The organism is Gryllotalpicola sp. (assembly GCF_027352875.1).
GTDB lineage: Bacteria > Actinomycetota > Actinomycetes > Actinomycetales > Microbacteriaceae > Gryllotalpicola.
Genome location: NZ_DAIEII010000046.1, coordinates 1 through 19,675 on the forward strand (window position 1 = coordinate 1; position 19,675 = coordinate 19,675).

Sequence of the window (19,675 nt, forward strand, 5' to 3'; positions counted from 1 at the left end):
GAGCACCGCGGACGCGGTGCGGACGAGCACGCCGGCCTTGGCGCCGGCTTCGCGGGCGGCCTCGCTGGTGGCGACGATGACCGAGGGCTTGCCGTCGACGGTGGCGGTGAGTGCGACGACGGATGCCTGCGACCCGAGCCGCTCGCGCACCGCGAGCGCCACCTGTCGCAGGTCGTCGCCCGAGGCCGCCGTGCCGACGGTCTGCGCGATGAGCGTCACGGAGCCGGCGGGGGCGGCCGCCGCCACGAGCGCCGGCACCTTCTCGAGCAGGGACTTCGACTCATAGGCGGCGATCTTCTTCTCTGCGGCCTTGAGCTCGGCCGCGAGCGCGGCGACCCGCTCGGCGAGCTGGTCGCGCGGCGTCTTGAGGCTGCTCGTCAGCTCGGCGACGAGCGCCCGCTCGGCGGCGAGGTCGCGGAACGCGTCGAGTCCGACGAGGGATTCGACGCGGCGGCTCGTCGCGCCGACGGAGGACTCGCCGATGAGGTTGATGAGTCCGATTTCGGCCGTCGAGACGACGTGTGTGCCGCCGCAGAGCTCGCGCGACCAGGGGCCGGCGATCTCGACCATGCGCACCACGTCGCCGTACTTCTCGCCGAACAGCGACATGGCGCCGAGCGCCTTCGCCTCGTCGATGGGCATCTCGTGGGTGACGACGGCGAAGTTGTCGCGCACCGCGGCATTGGCGACCTCCTCGAGCTCGCTCTTCGTCTGGGCGGAGAGCGGACTGCTCCACGTGAAGTCGAAGCGCAGGTACCCGGCCTTGTTGTACGAGCCCGCCTGGTGGGCGTTCGGGCCGAGCAGCTGGCGGAGGCCCGCGTGCACGAGGTGCGTCGCGGTGTGGGCTTGGGCGGCGGCGTGCCGGTACTGCCGGTCGACGAGCGTCGTCGCGCGGTAGCCGGCGCCGACCTCGCCGACGAGCACCTTCACGGTATGGCTGATGAGGCCCTTCACCGGGCGCTGCACATCGAGGACCTCGAGCTCGTAGCCCGGGCCGACGATGGTGCCCTGGTCGGCATCCTGGCCGCCCGACTCGGCGTAGAGGGAGGTCTCGCGCAGGATGACCTCGGCGATGTCGCCCTCGCGTGCGACGGGGACGGCGGCGCCGTCGACGAGCACGCCGAGCACCTCCGACTCGGTGTCGAGGTCGGTGTACCCGGTGAACACGGTCTCGCCGAGCGCCCGGAGCGGGCGGTACGCCGAGAGGTCGGCGCGTTGGCCCTTCTTCGCCTTGGCATCGGCCTTGGCGCGGGCGCGCTGCTCGTGCATGAGCGAGTCGAACGCCGCGCGGTCGACCGACAGCCCGGCTTCGTCGGCGATCTCGAGGGTGAGGTCGATGGGGAATCCGTAGGTGTCGTGCAGCAGGAAGGCGGTGTCGCCGGCCAGCACCGCGGCGCCGGATGCCTTCGACTCCGCCACGGCGACGTCGAGGATCGTCGTGCCTCCGGCGAGGGTGCGCAGGAACGCCTCCTCCTCGCCGTAGGCGATGCTCGAGATGCGCGCGAAGTCGCTCGCCACCTCGGGCCAGGCCGTCTTCATGGCGTCGCGCGAGGTCTCGAAGAGTTCGGGGAACACCGCGCCGTCGACGCCCATGAGGCGCAGTGCGCGCACGGTGCGGCGCAGCAGGCGGCGCAGCACGTAGCCGCGCCCGTCGTTCGACGGCGTGACGCCATCGCCCATGAGCATGAGCGAGGAGCGCACGTGGTCGGCGATGACGCGCAGGCGCACGTCGTCGTCGTGCCCGGCGCCATAGGTCTTGCGGGCGATCGCGGCCGCGCGGTCGAGCACGGGGCGCACCTGGTCGATCTCGTACATGTTCTCGACGCCCTGCTTGATGAAGGCGACGCGCTCGAGGCCCATTCCGGTGTCGATGTTCTTCATCGGCAGCTCGCCGACGACGTCGAACTCGGTCTTCGACTTCACGTTGGCGATGAGGTTCTGCATGAACACGAGGTTCCAGATCTCGAGGTACCGGGTGTCGTCGACCTGGGGTCCGCCGTCCGGGCCGTACTTCGGGCCGCGGTCGAAGTAGATCTCCGAGCAGGGGCCGGCGGGGCCGGCCTGGCCGGTGGACCAGAAGTTGTCGCTGCGCCCGAAGCGCTGGATGCGCTCGTCGGGCAATCCCGCGATCTGCTTCCACAGCGCGATGGCCTCGTCGTCGTCCTCGAAGACGGTGACCCAGAGGTCGGATTCCCGGAAGCCTAGCCCGCCATCGCTCTCCGGCTGGGTGAGCAGCTCCCAGGCGTATTCGATCGCGCCGGCCTTGAAATAGTCGCCGAACGACCAATTGCCGAGCATCTGGAAGAAGGTGCCGTGCCGGGCGGTCTTGCCGACCTCGTCGATGTCGTTGGTGCGGATGCACTTCTGCACATCGGCCGCGCGCGGGTACGGTGCCGGCTCGATGCCGGTGAGGTACGGGATGAACGGCACCATGCCGGCGACGGTGAAGAGCAGCGACGGGTCATCGCTGACGAGGGACGCCGACGGCACGATGGTGTGTCCGCGCGCTGCGAAGAAATCGAGATAGCGGCGGTGGATTTCAGCGGTCTGCATGAAGGTGCGGCGCGCCCTTACTCGCTCTTGCCGCGCAACTCGGCCTCACGCGCGTAGTAGCCCTCGGCGACCGCGGCGCCGAAGTCGTGCGCCTTCTGGTCGAGTTCGGAGAAGAATTTCCGGCCCTGCTCGGTCTTGTTGACCTGGTGGGCGACGGCGAAGCCGGCGACGGCCCCGGCAAGCAGCCAGAGGACACTCTTCATTTCGTCACTTCCGATCGAGTAGAGAGCACGAGGGCGGGATTCCGAAGAACCCCGCCCTCAAGGCTAACGGTTTGTGCACAACCCGCCTATCGGCGGCGGCAGGGCGGTCCACCGGACCGTCCGGAACGCTACCTCCGCCTTCGGCGGCGGCTCGCGCGCGCAACGGCCCACCGGGCCGTTGCTCTGAGCGCTAGCGAGCCGCGTAGTACTCGACGACGAGCTGAACCTCGCACGTGATCGGCACTTCGGCTCGCTTCGGGCGGCGCACCAGGCGCGCCTGAAGCTTGTCCAGCTCGACCTCGAGATAGGCCGGGACCTTGGGTAGCACGTCGACGTGACCGCCGGCGGCCGCGACCTGGAACGGCTCGGTGCCCTCGGAGCGGGCCTTGACGTGGATGAGCTGGCCCGGCTTCACGCGGAAGGACGGGCGGTCGACGATCTGGCCGTCGACGAGGATGTGGCGGTGAGTGACGAACTGGCGCGCCTGCGAGGTGGTGCGGGCGAAGCCGGCGCGGAGCACGAGGGCGTCGAGACGCATTTCGAGGAGCTCGACGAGGTTCTCACCGGTGAGGCCCTGGGTGCGGTGCGCCTCGTTGAAGACGATGCGCAGCTGCTTCTCCTGGATGCCGTACTGGGCGCGGAGGCGCTGCTTCTCGCGCAGGCGGACGGCATAGTCGCTGTCGCTCTTGCGCTTGGTGCGGCCGTGCTCACCGGGAGCGTACGGACGCTTCTCGAGGTAGCGGGCGGCCTTCGGGGTGAGTGCGATGCCGAGAGCTCTGGACTCGCGGGTCTTGCTGCGGGCACGTGAGGACACGCGGATTCCTTTCGTTGAATTCGATCTCCCGACGGAGCGTGTGCGCTGAATTCGCACACCGACCGCCCCCGCCTTTCGGGGCCGGTCATCTCGTCGCCCGCAGGGCGAGCGACATCAATTCAGTGAGGGATTGCTCGGGGCACCCGGCTACAGGGCGCGCACCAAACCAATAGAGCCTATCAGAGCTCGCCCTGCTCCGGCGTCCCCGGCATGGCATGCCGACTGCGTTCTCTCGGGCTGAGATCCGGTCCGACACGCCGCCGGGGCATCCCTGCTGTGCCGCGCCGCGGAGAAAGTCAGCCCGAAGGGCGGGGCGACCTGCTGAGCGAGGCGCCGACTGCCCCTACTTCCCCCGGATGATCCGCTTCAGCTGCTCCCACCGCGACGCGATCTCACGCTCGAAGCCGTGCTCGGTGGGGCGGTAGTACGAAGCCTCGGCGATCTCGTCGGGCAGGTACTGCTGCTCGACGACGCCCGCCTCCGAGTCGTGCGCGTACTGGTACCCCTTGCCGTGGCCGAGCTTCTTCGCACCCGGGTAGTGGGCGTCGCGCAGATGCGGGGGGACGCGCCCCATCTTCCCGGCGCGGACGTCGGCCAGGGCGGAGTCCACCCCGACGATCACTGCGTTCGACTTCGGCGCGGTCGCGAGGTAGACCACGGCCTCGGCGAGCGGGATGCGCCCCTCGGGCATGCCGATGTACTGCACCGCGTCGGCGGCGGCCACGGCCATCTGCAGCGCGCGGGGGTCGGCCATCCCGATGTCCTCGGCGGCGAGGACGATCATCCGGCGGGCAATGAAGCGCGGATCCTCACCTGCCTCGATCATGCGGGCGAGGTAGTGCAGCGCCGCGTCGGCATCGGAGCCGCGCATCGACTTGATGAAGGCGCTGATGACGTCGTAGTGCTCGTCACCCTGCCGGTCGTAGCGCAGCAGCGCGCGGTCGACGGCGTGCGAGACGAGCTCGGCGGTGATGGTGCCGGTGTGGGAGGCGTCCGCGCCGACGGATGCCGCCTCGAGGGCCGTGAGCGCGCGCCGGGCGTCGCCCGAGGCGAGCTGGATGATCGCCGAGCGCGCCGCGGGTTCCAGAGCGAACCGGCCGCCGAGACCGCGCTCGTCGGCGACGGCACGGTCGATGACGGTGCCGAGGTCGTCGTCCGAGAGGGTTTCCAGGGTGAGCAGCAGCGAGCGCGACAGCAGCGGCGGAATGACGGAGAAGGACGGGTTCTCCGTCGTCGCCGCGACGAGGATGACCCAGCCGTTCTCGACGCCGGGCAGGAGCGCGTCCTGCTGGGCCTTGCTGAAGCGGTGGATCTCGTCCAGGAAGAGCACGGTCGAGATGCCATAGAGGTCGCGGTTGGACTGCGCCTCGTCCATCACCTGCCGGACGTCCTTGACGCCGGCCGACACCGCGGACAGCTCGACGAAGCGCCGCCCCGAAGAGCGCGCGATGACCTGGGCGATCGTCGTCTTGCCGGTGCCGGGCGGACCCCACAGGATGACCGAGACATTGCCGCGGTCGCCGATGGCGTCGCTCGCGAGCGCAACGAGCGGCGACCCCGCCGCCAGCAGGTGCTTCTGCCCGGCGATCTCGTCGATCGTGCGAGGCCGCATGCGCACGGCGAGCGGCACCTGGCCGCTCATCAGCCCGACCCGCGACTCCGCCATGCCGCAAGCCTACGTTCGGGCGCCGACGCTGCTCTCCGGCGCTCCGGGCCCGCTCGCCATCCACCCGAAGTGCGCCGGATCGACGCTAAAACCGGCGGGAAGCGTCGATCCGGCGCACTTCGCGGCGGTTTGGGCGCGCAGAGCGCGACTCAGTAGGGTTTCCCCGGACTCGAAAGGACTCCTGTGGCCAAGAAGACCGACCGCGAAGCCCGTGTCGCGCGGGAGCGGCTCCGCGCCTACCAGGCGCGCCAGGGCGTGCACCAGGCGAGACTGCGCCGTCGTCGCCGCGACAACATCGCGGCCGGTTTCGGCGTCATCGTTGCTGCGATCATCGCCGTCGGAGCTCAGCTCGGCTACTTCGGCGCCGGTCCCGGCGCCCCCGAGCCGGTGCCGAGTTCCAGCGCTTCGAACACCCCCTCGCCGGCCGCGTCGAGCGCCTCGCCCAGCGCCACGGGCGGGAATCAGGGCAACGTCCCAGCCCAGACCGTCGCCGCGAACCGCTCCTGGACCGGCACGCTGACGCTCAACAAGACCATCGCGCTCGGCATCGAGCTCGACGGCAAGGCCGCCCCGCAGGCGGCATCCGCGGTCATCTCGCTCATCAGATCGGGCTGGTACGACGGCACGGTCTGCCACCGTCTGACGACCTCGGGCATCTACGTGCTGCAGTGCGGCGGTGGCAGGACCGTCGCGACCGCGGGCAGCGGCGGTCCCGGCTACAGCTACGGTCCGGTCGAGAACGCTCCGGCCGACAACGTCTACGCGACCGGCGTCATTGCGATGGCCCGGCAGAGCGACAACGGCTACAGCAACGGCAGCCAGTTCTTCATCGTCTACCAGGAGTCGACGATCCCGTCCGACATCGTCGGCGGCTACACCGTGGTCGGAAAGGTGACGAGCGGCCTCTCCGGCCTGGTCACCCAGGTCGTGGACAAGGGCGAGACGGATTCCAACCCGTCCGCCCCCGGCGACGGCACCCCGAAGGTCGCGACGACGATCACCTCGGTAACGATCAAGTAGCCCGGTCGCGCCCGTTTCCGGCCCTGCAATAGGCTGAACGCCGTGTCAGCATCGGCCGAGCCATCGGCCGCCCGAGCAAGGTGGGGCTTTGTCCAATCCTGAACAGCGGCCCTGGGGCCGTGTCGCAGAAGACGGAACCGTGTACGTCCGAGACGGCGATGGCGAGCGCGTCGTCGGCGAATATCCGGACGCCTCGCCGGAAGAAGCCCTCGCCTACTTCGAGCGCAAGTTCGCCGACCTCGCGGGCCAGGTATCGCTGCTCGAGCAGCGCGCCCGGCGCGGCGCACCGGCCGCCGACGTCGCGAAGTCCGTGGTCTCGTTGAAGAAGAACCTCGACGGCGCGAACGCGGTCGGCGACTTCGCGTCGCTTCTGACCCGGCTCGACACGCTGGGCGGCTCCGTCGAGGAGCTCACCGAGCAGCAGTCGGCCGAGGCGAAGGCGATCGTCGGCGCCGCGCTCGCCGAACGCGAGGCGATCGTCGTCTCCGCCGAGAAACTCGCCGCCGAAGATCCGGCGAAGGCGAACTGGAAGCAGGTGACGACCGAGCTCGACGCGCTCTTCCAGAAGTGGCAGGCCCACCAGCAGACCGGCCCGCGGCTGCCGAAGGACGCCGCGAACGAGCTGTGGAAGCGTTTCCGCACGGCGCGAACCTCCATCGAGCAGCACCGCAAGGCGTTCTATGCCGAACTGGATTCCGTGCACCGCGACGCCCGCGCCGCCAAGCACGCCCTCATCGAGAAGGCCGAGGCGCTCGTCACCAGGGGTGCCGACGCCATCCCCGCCTACCGCACCCTGCTCGACGAGTGGAAGCTTGCCGGCCGCGCCGGCAAGCGTGACGACGACACCCTCTGGGCGCGCTTCAAGGCGATCGGCGACCAGATCTACGCCGCCAAGGCCGACGTCGCCGCTGCCGAGAGCGTCGAGTACGGCGCGAACCTCGAGGCGAAGCTCGCACTGCTCGCCGAAGCCGAGCCGCTGGCCACGGCCACCGATCTCGCCCACGCCAAGAGCAGGCTCTCCGACATCCAGCGCCGCTGGGACGCCATCGGCAGGGTGCCTCGCGAGCAGGTGCGCGTCGTCGAGGACCGGCTGCGCACGATCGAAGCCGCCGTGCGCAAGCTCGACGAAGACCACTGGCGGCGCAACAACCCCGAGAAGCAGGCGCGCTCCGCCGGTCTCGCGGCGCAGCTCGAGGACGCCATCGCGCGCCTCGAGACCGAGCTCGCCGAGGCGAAGTCGGCGGGTGACGCGAAGGCCGCGGCCGACGCCCAGGAAGCGATCGACGCCCGCAAGGCGTGGCTCAACGCGCTGAAGTAGCCCGACCTGCCTTCTCCACAGGGTTGCGTGGCGCGCCGCGCCGTCGCGGCATCATGAGCCCGTGTCGTCCGTCATCCCGCCCGTCCTGTCGCACCGCGACATGCCCATCGCCGAGCTCAGCGCCCTGCGCCTCGACGGCGAGGTGTTCGCGCTCGGTGCCGGCGTCGTCGGTGCCGACGAACCGGTGACCGCGCACCACCGTGCCGCGGCGCTGGGCCTGCGCCTGCCCGGGAAGCTCGTCCCCGAGCGCGACAGCGCGCTGTGGGTGCACGGCTTCCTCGCCGTCGAACCGTCCGTGCCGACGGTGGCGATGACCCGCACCGACCGGACCTATGCCATGAACATGCAGGGCCTCGCCGTGCGCGAAACGAGCCTCCTGCCCGAGGAATGCGCCGAACTCGGCGGAATCCTCGTCGCGAGCCTCTGGCGCACGCTCTACGACCTCGCCTTCCAGCCGGAACCGATTTCCGGATTGATCGACGACGCGATGCGGGATGCCGCGCACGCGCGTCCGCGGGCCCTGGCCGCAGCCCTCGGTCGGGTCGCCCTCGACGCCCGCAACCCCGGCAGCCGCACCGCGGCAGCCCGCCTCCGCGCGCTTGAACGTGAGGCATGCACCTGACCAGCCTGCCGCGACGCGGCGACGTGCTGGCCGGTTCGCGGAACGGCTATCGCTGAACGGCGACGATCCAGTGGATCGTCGCGCGAGAGCCGCCGCCGAAGGCCGGCGCCGCAGCAGCGGCGGCGCGGTCAGTTGGCAGACACCCGGTACACGTCGTACACCGCATCGATGCGGCGGACGGCGTTGAGCACACGGTCGAGGTGCGTGGCATCGCCCATCTCGAAGAGGTACCTGCTGTAGGCGATCCGATCGTTCGAGGTCGTCACGGTCGCCGAGAGGATGTTGACGTGGTGCTCCGAGAGCACGCGGGTGATGTCGCTGAGCAGGCCGGAGCGGTCGAGCGCCTCGACCTGGATCTGCACGAGGAACACCGCCTTCGACGTGTCGGCCCACTCGACGTCGATCATCCGCTCGGGTTCGCCGGTCATCAGCGACTTCACGTTGACGCACGACGCCTGGTGCACCGAGACGCCGGAGCCGCGGGTGATGAATCCCACGATCTCGTCGCCGGGAACCGGCGTGCAGCACTTCGCGAGTTTGACGAGGATGTCGGGCGCGCCGCGCACGAGGACCCCGGACTCGCTCCCCCGGGTGACCTGTCGGCCCTTGACCCGGGCAGGGATCTCGGTGACCGGTTCCTCGGTGTCGGCCTGCATGCGGGCGACGACCTTCTCCAGCACGGACTGCGTCGAGACCCGCCCTTCGCCCACGGCGGCGTAGAGCGACGAGACATCGTCGAGCTTGAGAACCGCCGCGACGTCCTGCAGCGAGTCCTGCGTCATGAGCTTGGTGAGCGGCAGGTTCTGCTTGCGCATCGCGCGGGCGATCGCATCCTTGCCCTGCTCGATCGCCTCGTCGCGGCGCTCCTTGGTGAACCACTGGCGGATCTTGTTGCGCGCGCGAGGGCTCTTGACGAAGTTGAGCCAGTCCTGGCTCGGGCCGGCGTCGGGGTTCTTCGACGTGAAGACCTCGACGACGTCGCCGGTCGCGAGGGTGGATTCCAAGGGCACGAGCCGCCCGTTGATCTTGGCGCCCATCGTGTGGTGGCCGACCTCGGTGTGCACTGCATAGGCGAAATCCACCGGTGTCGAGCCCTCGGGCAGGCCGATGACCTTGCCCTTGGGCGTGAAGACGTAGACCTCTTTCGCGCCGATCTCGAATCGCAGGTTGTCGAGGAACTCGCTCGGGTCGTCGGTCTCGGACTGCCAGTCGCTGATGTGCGCGAGCCAGGCGAGGTCGGTATCGACGGGCTTCGCGTTGTCGTCCGCGCCGCGCGCGACGCGCTCCTTGTACTTCCAGTGCGCGGCGACGCCGAACTCGGCGCGCTGGTGCATCTCGTCGGTGCGGATCTGGATCTCGACCGGCCGGCCCTCCGGCCCGATCACCGTGGTGTGCAGCGACTGGTAGAGGTTGTACTTCGGGGTCGCGATGTAGTCCTTGAAGCGTCCCGGCATCGGCGTCCAGCGCGCATGGATCTGGCCGAGGACGGCGTAGCAGTCGCGCACCGTCGTAACGAGCACGCGGATGCCGACGAGGTCGTAGATCTCGTCGAACTCTCGGCCTCGCACGACCATCTTCTGGTAGATCGAGTAGTACTGCTTGGGCCGGCCGACGACAGAGCCGCGGATCTTCGCGCTGTGCAGGTCGTCCTGGATGACCGAGATGACCTGGGTCACGATGCGCTCGCGCTCGGGCGAGCGCTGCCTGACGAGGTTCTCGATCTCGACGTACAGCTTCGGCTGCAGCACGGCGAAGGAGAGGTCCTCGAGCTCGGCCTTGATCATCTGCATGCCGAGGCGGTGCGCCAGCGGCGCGTAGATCTCGAGGGTCTCCTTGGCCTTGCGCTCCGCGTTGGCGCTCGGCACGAAGCCCCAGGTGCGCGCGTTGTGCAGCCGGTCGGCGAGCTTGATGACGAGCACCCGGATGTCCTTCGACATCGCGACGATCATCTTGCGCACCGTCTCGGCTTGAGCGCTGTCGCCGTACTTGACCTTGTCGAGCTTGGTGACGCCGTCAACGAGCATCGCGATCTCATCGCCGAAGTCGTTGCGGAGCTGTTCGAGGGTGTACTCGGTGTCCTCGACGGTGTCGTGGAGCAGCGCCGCGGCCACCGTCTTCGAGCCGATGCCGAGATCGGCGAGGATCTGCGCGACCGCGAGCGGATGGGTGATGTACGGCTCGCCGCTGCGGCGGGTCTGCCCATTGTGCGCGCGCTCGGCGACCCGGTACGCACGCTCGACGAGCGGGACATCCGCCCGGGGGTGGTTCTGGCGGACCGTCTTCAGCAGGCGGTCGAGGGCACCGCTGCCCTGCGCCCTGGAGAACAGGCGCGGCACGAGGCGGCGCAGCGAAGCGGTCTGGTTCGATGCAAGATCAACCATGGCCGCCTCCTGTACCGATTATCGCGCGGCCGCGGCGCCGTCGGTCTCGAGCGGTGCCTTCGCGCGCAGCCCCAGGACGCGCTTGTCGTGCTTGACGATCTTGGGTTCGCCCTCGCGCATCCACGAGTAGAGCGGCGCGGCGACGAAAATCGTCGAGTACGTGCCGATGAGGATGCCGATGAAGAGCGACAGCGAGATGTCCTGCAGCGTCGAGGCTCCGAGCACGAGCGCGCCGATGAAGAGGATGCCTCCGACGGGCAGCGCCGCGACGACGGCCGTGTTGATCGAGCGCACCAGAGTCTGGTTGACGGCGAGGTTGACGGACTCCCCGAAGATGCGTTTCTGACCGCCCTGGTCCTCGCGGGTGTTCTCGCGGATCTTGTCGAACACCACGACGGTGTCGTACAGCGAGTAGGCGAGGATCGTGAGGAAGCCGATGACGGTGGCCGGGGTCACCTCGAAACCGACGAGCGCGTAGACGCCCGCGGTGAAGAGCAGGTCATGGAAGAGCGTCACGATCGCCGAGATCGACATCTTCCAGGTGCGGAAATACAGCGCCATACCCACGAAGGCCAAGGCGAGGAAGACGCCGAGGCCGGTGAGCGCCTGGCGGCTGATGTCTGCGCCCCAGCTCGGGCCGATGAGGGAGGACGTGATCGTCGTCGAGTCGACCTGGTAGCCCGCGGCGAGCTTGTCGGTGACGGTCTTGAGCTCGGCGTCGGGGAGGGCGTCCGTCGTGACGCGTACTCCGTTGCCGTTGACGATGGTGACCTGAACGACAGCGTTCGCGTCGACACTGCGCACCGCATCCAGCGCGATCGACTGGTTCGTCGTCGCGCTGTTCGGCACCTGGAACTGGGTGCCTCCCCGGAAATCGATGCCCCAGTTCACGCCCTTGAAGACGAGGACGAGGATGCAGAGGATCATCAGCACTGCCGAGATCGTCAGGTAGACCTTGCGCCCGCCGACGAAGTTGATCGTGCGCTTGCCGCTGTAGAGGTCGTTGCCGAAGCGCTGGAAGCGGGTCTGGGCCATCAGTCGTCGCCTCCGTCGTTCGAATCGGTCTGGTGCGCCTGGGCGGCCTTGCGCTCGGCGATCGTCTGGCGGCGCGCCGCCTCGCGTGCGCTCGACGCCGTCTTCGCGACGGGAACAGTCGGTGCTGGCCGGAACTGTCCGGCGCCGCGGTACAGCGCGCCGAGGCCCTCGGGGTCGAGCCCGGAGAGCGGGTGCCCGTCGGCGAAGAAGGAGGTTCGGGCGGCGAGCTGCAGCATCGGGTGCGTGAAGAGGATGACGATGATGATGTCGATGATCGTGGTGAGTCCGAGCGTGAACGCGAAGCCCTGCACGTTGCCCACGGCGAGGAAGTAGAGCACGATCGCGGCGAGCAGGTTGGTCGTCTTCGCGGCGTAGATGGTTCGCTGCGCGCGCTTCCAGCCTGCTTCGACGGCCGAACTCAGCGGGCGTCCGTCGCGCAATTCATCCCTGATGCGCTCGAAGTAGACGATGAACGAGTCGGCGGTGAAGCCGATGGCGACGATGAGGCCCGTGACGCCGGCGAGCGAGAGCCGGTAGTCGATCTGCCACGACAGCAGCGAGATCGCCTCCCAGGTCAGTGCCGCCGAGATGATGAGCGAGGCGATCGTGACGAAGCCGAGCACCCGGTACTGGATGAGCGTGTAGATGAAGACGAGCAGCAGGCCGATGGCGCCGGCGATGAGACCGGAGAGGAGTTGCTGCGAGCCGAGCGTCGCCGAGATGGTTGCCGAGGTCTGCACCTTGAAGCTCACCGGCAGCGCGCCGAACTTGAGCTGGTTGGCGAGCGTCTGCGCGCTCGACTGGGTGAAGTTGCCGGTGATCTGCGACGTGTTGCCGGTGATCTGTCCGATCATCGCCGGCGCCTCGAGCACCTTGCCGTCGAGGACGAAGGCGAACTGCGCGCGAGGGTCGGTCGAGCTCGCCGCGTAGTAGCCGTAGAGCCGGGTGCTCATCGCGTTGAATTTTGTGGCGCCCGCATCGTTGAGGGTGACGCTGACGACCCAGGCGCCGGTGCTGACGCCCTGCGAACTCGTGCCGAGCTGGGCTGATGCATCGGTGATGGCCGTTCCGTCGACCTCGACAGGGCCGAGCAGGTACTTCTGGGTGAGCGTGTCGTCACAGGTGATGAGCGGCTTGTCGGCGGGAGCTACGTTCGTCGTGCCGGCGGCGAGCGAGTTGCAGTCGAAGTTCTCGTACGCGTTGCCGAGCGCCGCCGTGACGTAGGAGAGGTCCGAATTGTTCGTCGGACTCGTCGACGGGATGCTGTTGAGCGGCGAGGTCGGCGTCGGGCAGGCGGCGTACGGCTGTCCGGCCGGGGTTGGGCACGGTGTGGCCTTGCCGTCGGCGCCGACGTACTCGGCGGCGGCGGCCGTCTCGAGCAGCACCGGTCTGATCTCCATCTTGGACGAAGCCTGGATGCGCTGCTTGGTCGCGTCGTCGAGGGTGCCGGGGATGTCGATGACGATGTTCTGCGAGCCCTGCGTCGACACCTGCGCTTCCGAGACGCCGGACGCGTCGACGCGGTTGCGGATGATCGTCACGGCCTGTGCGAGTTCGTTCGAGGTGATCTGCTGCCCGGTCTGGAGCTGCGGGGTGAGGATGACCTCGGTGCCGCCCTGCAGGTCGAGGCCGAGCTTCGGCATCCAGCTCGCACCACCCCAGAGGACACCGCCGCCGAGGGCGGCGACGAGGACGGCGACGAGCACCGCCAGCCAGATCAGGGAACGCGACGCCTGACGGGTCGGCGTTGGCGTCTTTGCCACGCGGTTGCCTACTTGGTGTCGGTCTTGGGCTCGTCTTCGATCCGCTCGCCATAGAGCGGCTGGCCCTCCGGGGTCTCCGTCGGCGGGAGCTCCTCGTGGTGCTCGTTCGCGGCGGGCTGTTCGACGAGGCGCGTGATGACCTGGCGGTGTACCGTGACGGTCGTGCCCGGGCCGGTCTCCAGGACGACCTTGTTCGTCTCCTCGTCGATCGACCGGATCGTGCCGAAGAGGCCGAAGTTGGTCATCACCTCGGCACCGGGAAGGAACTGCGACTGCTGCTCGGCCACCTGATTACGGCGGCGGCGGCTGTTGCGCCACATGAAGAGGACGATGACGATGATGACCGCGATCATCACGTAGTTGAGCCAGGGGACGCTGCTGCTGCCGGCCGTCGTCGGCGTCGATGTCGGAGACGGGGTGTCGAGCAGCAGATGCGAGAGCAGGGCAAGGCCCATGGGGGTTTCGGTCCTTTCGGGGGTGAGGGGGTGGGCACCTCACGGCTCGGGAAGCGGGACTGAAGCCCCGGCAGCGAGTATAGGTTACTCGGTGACGAGCCGCTCCTGGGACGCGCTGCCCGGCCGCAGGCCGAAGTGGCGCCAGGCCGCAGGGGTCGCCACCCGCCCGCGGGGCGTGCGCGAGATCAACCCGATGCGCACGAGGAACGGCTCGACGACGGACTCGATCGTCTCGGCCTCTTCGCCGACGGATACTGCGAGCGTGCTGAGACCCACCGGACCGCCGTCGAAGCGCTCGAGGATGATCTGCATCACCGCGCGGTCGAGCCGGTCGAGGCCGAGGGGGTCGACGTCGTAGAGCTCGAGCGCGGCGCGCACGGCATCCACGCCGACGACACCGATCGCCGAGCCCGTCGAGCCGTGGACGAGCGCGTAGTCGCGCACCCGGCGCAGCAGGCGATTGGCGATGCGCGGCGTGCCGCGACTGCGGCTCGCGATCTCGGCGAGGGCTTCTGACGCCACGTCGAGGCCGAGCAGCTCGGCGGCGCGGCGGATGACCTCCTCGAGCTCGCCGTCGGAGTAGAACTCGAGGTGGGCGGTGAAACCGAAGCGGTCGCGCAGCGGGTTCGGCAGCAGTCCGGAGCGGGTCGTCGCGCCGACGAGGGTGAACGGTGCGAGGTCGAGGGGGATACTGGCAGCCCCTGCCCCCTTGCCGACCATGATGTCGATGCGGAAATCCTCCATGGCGAGGTAGAGCATCTCCTCGGCGGAGCGGGCCATGCGGTGGATCTCGTCGATGAAGAGCACCTCGCCGGGCTGCAGTGACGAGAGAACGGCGGCGAGGTCGCCGGCGTGCTGGATCGCGGGGCCGCTCGAGAGGCGCAGCGGCCGCCCGCTCTCGTTGGCGACGATCATCGCGAGAGTCGTCTTGCCCAGACCCGGCGGCCCCGCGAGCAGGATGTGGTCGGCGGTGCGCTCCTGGATCCGTGCGGCGGTGAGCAGAAGCTGGAGCTGACCGCGCACCTTCTGCTGGCCCACGAACTCGGCGAGCGACCTCGGCCGGAGGGCGCCCTCGAAGGCGAGTTCCGCCTCATCGCGCCCGCTCGGCTCCGCGAGCCCCATGTCGAGCTCGTCGCTCATCGCGCCGCCGCCGGGGCCGAAGCGGCAGGGCCGAGGATGGCGAGGGCGCGGCGGAGCAGCGCGGGAACGCTCGCGCCGGATGCCTCGGCTGCAGCGTCGCCGAGCTCGGCTAGGACCTCGGCGACGGCGTCCGCAGCGGTCTTCTCCGGCCAGCCGAGGCCGACGAGGGCGATGCGGACGTCGTCCGCCACGGAACCCCGCGTCCCGCCGGCTGCGCCTGTCGGAGCCCCTGCGCCGGTCGGCGCGACGGATCGGAGCCTACCGGCGAGCGACACGACGATGAGCTTGGCCGTCTTGGGCCCGATGCCGCTCACCTTGCGGAACGCGCTGTCGTCGTCGGCCTGCACCGCCAGGGCGATCTGGTCGGGGGTGAGCTCGGCGAGCACGCCGAGCGCCGACTTCGGGCCGACGCCGTTGACGCCGAGCAGCAGCTCGAACACCTCGAGCCGATCGATGTCGGCGAAGCCGAAGAAGCTCAGCGAGTCCTCGCGGACGATGAGCGAAGTGTGCACGAGCGCCTCGTCGCCGACGCGCAGTGAGAGGGCGTGCGCCGGCGTGACCGCGACGGCATAGCCGACGCCCGCGACCTCGATCACGAGCATCGAGCCGGCGACGCGGAGCACGGTGCCGCGCAGCGAGGAGATCATGACCTCACGCTAGGTGCGATGGGGCGGGCGAAACGGCAGCGACATGCGATGTTCGAACAGAAGTTCTACTTGGTGCGCGCGGAGCGCTCGGCGGCCAGCCATGCCCGCTGCGCCGGAGTGAGCGCCTCCTCGTCGGCCACGGCGACGCGGCGACCCTGCCGACGCCCGACCGCGATGGCGATGGCGAGCGCGTCGGCCGCATCCGCCGGGGTGGGCGCCACCTCGAGCGCGAGCAGCCGGGTGACCATCGTGGTGACCTGCCGCTTGTCGGCGGCGCCGTAGCCCGTGACCGCGGCCTTGACCTCCGTCGGGGTGACGAGCTCAAGCGGAATCCCCCGCTTCGCCGCCTCGTGGATGACGAGTCCGGAGATCTGGGCCACGCCCATGACGGTGTTGACATTGTGCTGGGCGAAGAGGCGCTCGAGGCCGATGACATCGGGCCGGTACTCGTCGATCGCATCGAAGACCGTGCGCGCGATGCTCACCAGCCGGTCGCCGTGCGGCGTGCGGGCCGTGGTGCGGGCGACGCCGAAGCGCACGAAGTTCGGCGTTCCGAGTTCGACGACGCCGATGCCGCAGCGCGTGAGGCCGGGGTCGATCCCCAGCACGCGCACGGCCATCGGCCTACTCGTCCTCTTCGAGCTCGGCCTGGACCTCGGGGCTGAGGTCGAGATTGGTGTAGACGTTCTGCACGTCGTCGCTGTCCTCGAGGGCGTCGATGAGCCGGAAGACCTTGCGCGCCGTCTCGGCGTCGGCGTCGACCTTCACCGCGGCCACGAACTCGACGTCGGCCGACTCGTAGTCGAAGCCGGCGCTCTGGAGGGCGCTGCGGGTGGCGACGAGGTCGCTCGGTTCGGTGATGACCTGGAATCCGTCGGGGATCGCCTCGACCTCTTCGGCCCCGGTGTCGAGGACCGCGGCGAGGATGTCGTCCTCGCTGGGGCCTTCGCTGACGACGATGACGCCCTTGCGCGTGAAGTTGTAGGCCACCGAGCCCGGGTCGGCGAGCGTGCCGCCGCTGCGGCTCAGCGCGGTGCGCACCTCGGCCGCCGCCCGATTCTTGTTGTCGGTGAGGCACTCGATGAGGAGGGCGACGCCGCCGTGGGCGTAGCCCTCGTACACGATCGAGGCGTAGTCGACGGATTCACCCGAGATGCCGGCGCCGCGCTTGATGGCGCGATCGATGTTGTCGTTCGGGACGGAGGTCTTCTTCGCCTTCTGGACCGCGTCGTAGAGAGTCGGGTTGCCGGCGAGGTCGGCGCCGCCGAGCTTGGCCGCGACCTCGATGTTCTTGATGAGCTTCGCGAACGACTTGGCGCGGCGCTGGTCGATGACGGCCTTCTTGTGCTTGGTCGTCGCCCACTTGGAATGCCCGGACATGAATCTCCTGTACTGGGGATGGCTTCAGAACATCTTAAGCGGGCCAGGCGGCGGCGATCGCCTCGCGCATCTCCCCCAGCAGCTGCGGCAGCGCCTTCGTCCTCGCGACGATCGGAAGGAAATTCGCGTCGCCCGCCCAGCGCGGCACGACGTGCTGGTGCAGGTGCGAAGCGATGCCCGCCCCGGCGACGGCACCCTGGTTCATCCCGATGTTGAAGCCGTCGCAGTTCGCGGCGACGCGCACCGCGCGCATGGCCTGCTGGGTGATCGCGGCGATCTCGGCCGTCTCGGCCTCGGTCGCCTCGTCGTAGAGCGACACATGCCGGTAGGGGCAGACGAGCAGATGGCCGCTGTTGTAGGGGTAGAGGTTGAGCAGCGCGTACGCGGTGCGGCCGCGGTGGACGATGAGGGACTCCTCGTCGCTGCGCCCCGGCGCTGCGCAGAACGGGCAGTCGGTCTCACCGGGCTGCGTCTGGCCCTGCCCGACGTAGACCATGCGGTGCGGCGTCCACAGCCGCTGGAACTCGTCGGGAACCCCGGCGAAGTGCGCCGCGTCGCTCAGCTCAGCCATGCCGTGTCGACCAGCTCGTGCTCGCGGATGGCCTTGAGGATGCGCGCGATCGCCTCGTCGACGGGCACGCCGTTGAGCTGGCTGCCGTCGCGGAACCGGAAGCTCACGGCCTGGTTGGAGCGGTCCTCCTCGCCGGCGATGAGCTGGAACGGCACCTTCTGCGTCGCCCAGGTGCGGATCTTCTTCTGCATCCGGTCGTCGCTGCGGTCGACCTCTGCGCGCACGCCGTCCGCCGCGAGCCGCGCGACGACGCCGCCGAGGTAGTCGGCGTACTCCTCGGCGACGGGGATGCCGACGACCTGCACCGGCGACAGCCAGGCCGGGAACGCCCCGGCGTAGTGCTCGAGCAGGATCGCGAAGAAGCGCTCGATGGAGCCGAAGAGCGCCCGGTGGATCATGATCGGCCGCTTGGCGGTGCCGTCGTGGTCGGTGAACTCGAGGTCGAAGCGCTCCGGCAGGTTGAAGTCGATCTGCACGGTCGAGAGCTGCCAGGTGCGGCCGAGCGCGTCCTTGGTCTTGAGGTCGATCTTGGGGCCGTAGAACGCGGCCTCGCCCGGGATTTCGGTGAGCTTGAGACCGGAGGCCTTCGCGACCCGGCGCAGCGCATCCGTCGCCTGCTCCCAGTGCTCGTCCGAGCCGATCCACTTGGTCTTCTCGTCGTCCTTCATCGAGAGCTCGAGCTCGAACTCGGTGAGACCGAAGTCCTGCAGCAGCGAGATGACGAACTCGAGCACTTTGCCGGCCTCATGCTCGAGCTGGTCGGGGGCGACGAAGAGGTGCGAGTCGTCCTGCGTGAAGCCGCGCACCCGGGTGAGGCCGTGCAGCGCCCCGGAGAGCTCGTTGCGGTAGACGGTGCCGTTCTCCCAGAGCCTCATCGGCAGGTCGCGATAGGAGCGCGGCCGCTCGCGGTAGATGAGGATGTGCATCGGGCAGTTCATCGGCTTGAGGTAGTAGTCGACGCCCTGCTTGGTGATGTTGCCCTCGGCATCGCGCTCCTCGTCCTGGCGGATCGGCGGCCACATGCCGTCCGCGTAGGTGACGAGGTGGTTCGACGTGATGAACAGGTCGGCCTTGGTGATGTGCGGCGTGTAGACGTAGCTGTAGCCGTTCGCGAGGTGCTTGCGGCGGGCGTGCTGCTCCATCTCGCCGCGGACGATGCCGCCCTTCGGATGCCACACCGAGAGGCCGGAGCCGATCTCGTCGGGGAACGAGAACAGGTCGAGGTCCTTGCCGAGCTTGCGATGATCGCGGCGGGCGGCCTCGGCGAGGCGCTCCTGGTAGGCGCGCAGCTCGTCCTTGCTCGGCCAGGCGGTGCCGTAGATGCGCTGGAGCTGCGGGTTCTTCTCGCTGCCGCGCCAGTACGCGCCCGCGACGCGCGTCAGGGCGAAACCGTTGCCGATGAGCTTGGTGGTCGGCAGATGTGGGCCGCGGCAGAGGTCCTTCCACACCGTCTCGCCCGTCTTCGGGTCGACGTTGTCGTAGATGCTGAGCTCGCCCGCGCCGACCTCGACGCTCTCGTTCTCCGCGCCGCCGGCGTGGCCCTTGATGCCGATGAGCTCGAGCTTGAACGGCTCGTCCGCCATCTCGGCGCGGGCCTCGTCGTCGGTGACCACGCGGCGCACGAAGCGCTGACCGCGGTTGACGATCTCGAGCATCTTCTTCTCGACGGTCTTGAGGTCCTCGGAGGTCAGCGGATTCGCGAGCTGGAAGTCGTAGTAGAAGCCGTCGACGATGGGCGGGCCGATTCCGAGCTTCGCCTCCGGGTTGATCGACTGCACCGCCTGGGCGGCGACGTGGGCCGCGGAATGGCGCAGGATGCTGAGGCCGTCGGGCGAATCGATGTCGATGGCCTCGACGGAATCCGTGGTTGCAACCTCGCTCGAAAGGTCCTTCAACTCGCCGTTGACGCGGATGGCGACGACGCGGGGGTCGGAGAAGAGATCGGAGCCGGTGGTCACCGAACCAGCCTACCGAGCGGTGCCGAAGACGCTGGTCGTCGTCGCCGTCACGGCCCCGTCGAAGAAGGGCGGCTATCGCGGCTCGGTCACGGTGACGGCGGGCAACGCTCAGACCGCCGTCGCAGTGACGGGCACGTCAGCGTGACACG

18 protein-coding genes are annotated in these 19,675 nt (G+C 69.1%); 4 read left to right on the forward strand and 14 right to left on the reverse strand.

Annotated elements, in window-relative coordinates; genetic code table 11:
• From alaS to M7D61_RS05185, 4 genes are all read right to left on the reverse strand, one after another.
• Window positions 1-2,553 (reverse strand): alanine--tRNA ligase (alaS, locus tag M7D61_RS05170; RefSeq protein ID WP_298228267.1); only part of this gene is annotated, 2,553 nt, incomplete at its 3' end.
• A gap of 17 nt (window positions 2,554-2,570) precedes the next feature.
• Window positions 2,571-2,756, reverse strand: coding sequence for a hypothetical protein (locus M7D61_RS05175; protein ID WP_298228269.1), 186 nt, complete (start codon window positions 2,754-2,756; stop codon window positions 2,571-2,573).
• 190 nt (window positions 2,757-2,946) lie between these two features.
• The gene (gene rpsD, locus M7D61_RS05180; RefSeq protein WP_298228434.1) at window positions 2,947-3,576 is read right to left on the reverse strand and encodes a 30S ribosomal protein S4; all 630 of its coding nucleotides are present in this window, start codon (window positions 3,574-3,576) and stop codon (window positions 2,947-2,949) included.
• 337 nt (window positions 3,577-3,913) lie between these two features.
• Window positions 3,914-5,236 carry a replication-associated recombination protein A gene (locus M7D61_RS05185; RefSeq protein ID WP_298228271.1) on the reverse strand — a complete coding sequence of 441 codons (1,323 nt, stop codon included), beginning with the start codon at window positions 5,234-5,236 and terminating at the stop codon, window positions 3,914-3,916.
• Window positions 5,237-5,419: 183 nt separating this feature from the next.
• Between M7D61_RS05185 and M7D61_RS05190 the strand changes: the two genes are divergently transcribed.
• From M7D61_RS05190 to M7D61_RS05200, 3 genes are all read left to right on the forward strand, one after another.
• Window positions 5,420-6,256 carry a peptidylprolyl isomerase gene (locus M7D61_RS05190; protein WP_298228273.1) on the forward strand — a complete coding sequence of 279 codons (837 nt, stop codon included), beginning with the start codon at window positions 5,420-5,422 and terminating at the stop codon, window positions 6,254-6,256.
• An 88-nt stretch (window positions 6,257-6,344) separates the two neighbouring features.
• Complete coding sequence (locus M7D61_RS05195; RefSeq protein ID WP_298228274.1) at window positions 6,345-7,574, forward strand: DUF349 domain-containing protein; 1,230 nt, start codon at window positions 6,345-6,347, stop codon at window positions 7,572-7,574.
• A 61-nt stretch (window positions 7,575-7,635) separates the two neighbouring features.
• Complete coding sequence (locus M7D61_RS05200) at window positions 7,636-8,196, forward strand: hypothetical protein (protein WP_298228276.1); 561 nt, start codon at window positions 7,636-7,638, stop codon at window positions 8,194-8,196.
• A gap of 128 nt (window positions 8,197-8,324) precedes the next feature.
• Here the strand turns inward: M7D61_RS05200 and M7D61_RS05205 are convergent, their stop codons facing one another.
• The 10 genes from M7D61_RS05205 to thrS all read right to left on the reverse strand — a co-directional run bounded on the left by M7D61_RS05205 (window position 8,325) and on the right by thrS (window position 19,526).
• Window positions 8,325-10,577, reverse strand: a complete 2,253-nt coding sequence (locus M7D61_RS05205; RefSeq protein WP_298228278.1) for a bifunctional (p)ppGpp synthetase/guanosine-3',5'-bis(diphosphate) 3'-pyrophosphohydrolase — start codon at window positions 10,575-10,577, stop codon at window positions 8,325-8,327.
• Window positions 10,578-10,595: 18 nt separating this feature from the next.
• A complete protein-coding gene (gene secF, locus M7D61_RS05210) occupies window positions 10,596-11,612 on the reverse strand; it encodes a protein translocase subunit SecF (RefSeq protein ID WP_298228280.1) in 1,017 nt (338 codons plus the stop codon).
• On the reverse strand, window positions 11,612-13,375 hold the full coding sequence (gene secD / locus M7D61_RS05215; RefSeq protein WP_298228282.1) for a protein translocase subunit SecD: 1,764 nt from the start codon (window positions 13,373-13,375) through the stop codon (window positions 11,612-11,614). Before secD ends, secF begins: the two co-directional genes overlap by 1 nt.
• An 8-nt stretch (window positions 13,376-13,383) precedes the next feature.
• Window positions 13,384-13,830, reverse strand: a complete 447-nt coding sequence (gene yajC / locus M7D61_RS05220) for a preprotein translocase subunit YajC (protein WP_298228284.1) — start codon at window positions 13,828-13,830, stop codon at window positions 13,384-13,386.
• Window positions 13,831-13,914: 84 nt separating this feature from the next.
• Window positions 13,915-14,970, reverse strand: coding sequence for a Holliday junction branch migration DNA helicase RuvB (ruvB, locus tag M7D61_RS05225; protein ID WP_298228286.1), 1,056 nt, complete (start codon window positions 14,968-14,970; stop codon window positions 13,915-13,917).
• Entirely contained in the window at window positions 14,967-15,617 is a 651-nt protein-coding gene (gene ruvA / locus M7D61_RS05230; RefSeq protein ID WP_298228288.1) for a Holliday junction branch migration protein RuvA, read from the reverse strand. The genes ruvB and ruvA overlap by 4 nt, the downstream gene beginning before the upstream one ends.
• A 65-nt stretch (window positions 15,618-15,682) precedes the next feature.
• Entirely contained in the window at window positions 15,683-16,237 is a 555-nt protein-coding gene (locus M7D61_RS05235; RefSeq protein ID WP_298228290.1) for a crossover junction endodeoxyribonuclease RuvC, read from the reverse strand.
• A gap of 4 nt (window positions 16,238-16,241) precedes the next feature.
• Window positions 16,242-16,997, reverse strand: a complete 756-nt coding sequence (locus M7D61_RS05240) for a YebC/PmpR family DNA-binding transcriptional regulator (RefSeq protein ID WP_298228292.1) — start codon at window positions 16,995-16,997, stop codon at window positions 16,242-16,244.
• Window positions 16,998-17,031: 34 nt separating this feature from the next.
• A complete protein-coding gene (locus M7D61_RS05245; RefSeq protein WP_298228294.1) occupies window positions 17,032-17,568 on the reverse strand; it encodes an HIT domain-containing protein in 537 nt (178 codons plus the stop codon).
• Complete coding sequence (gene thrS / locus M7D61_RS05250; RefSeq protein ID WP_298228296.1) at window positions 17,556-19,526, reverse strand: threonine--tRNA ligase; 1,971 nt, start codon at window positions 19,524-19,526, stop codon at window positions 17,556-17,558. The genes M7D61_RS05245 and thrS overlap by 13 nt, the downstream gene beginning before the upstream one ends.
• On the opposite strand from thrS, the gene M7D61_RS05255 reads away from it, so the two are divergent.
• A complete protein-coding gene (locus tag M7D61_RS05255; protein WP_298228298.1) occupies window positions 19,519-19,671 on the forward strand; it encodes a hypothetical protein in 153 nt (50 codons plus the stop codon). The genes thrS and M7D61_RS05255 overlap by 8 nt on opposite strands.
• Window positions 19,672-19,675 lie beyond the last annotated feature (4 nt).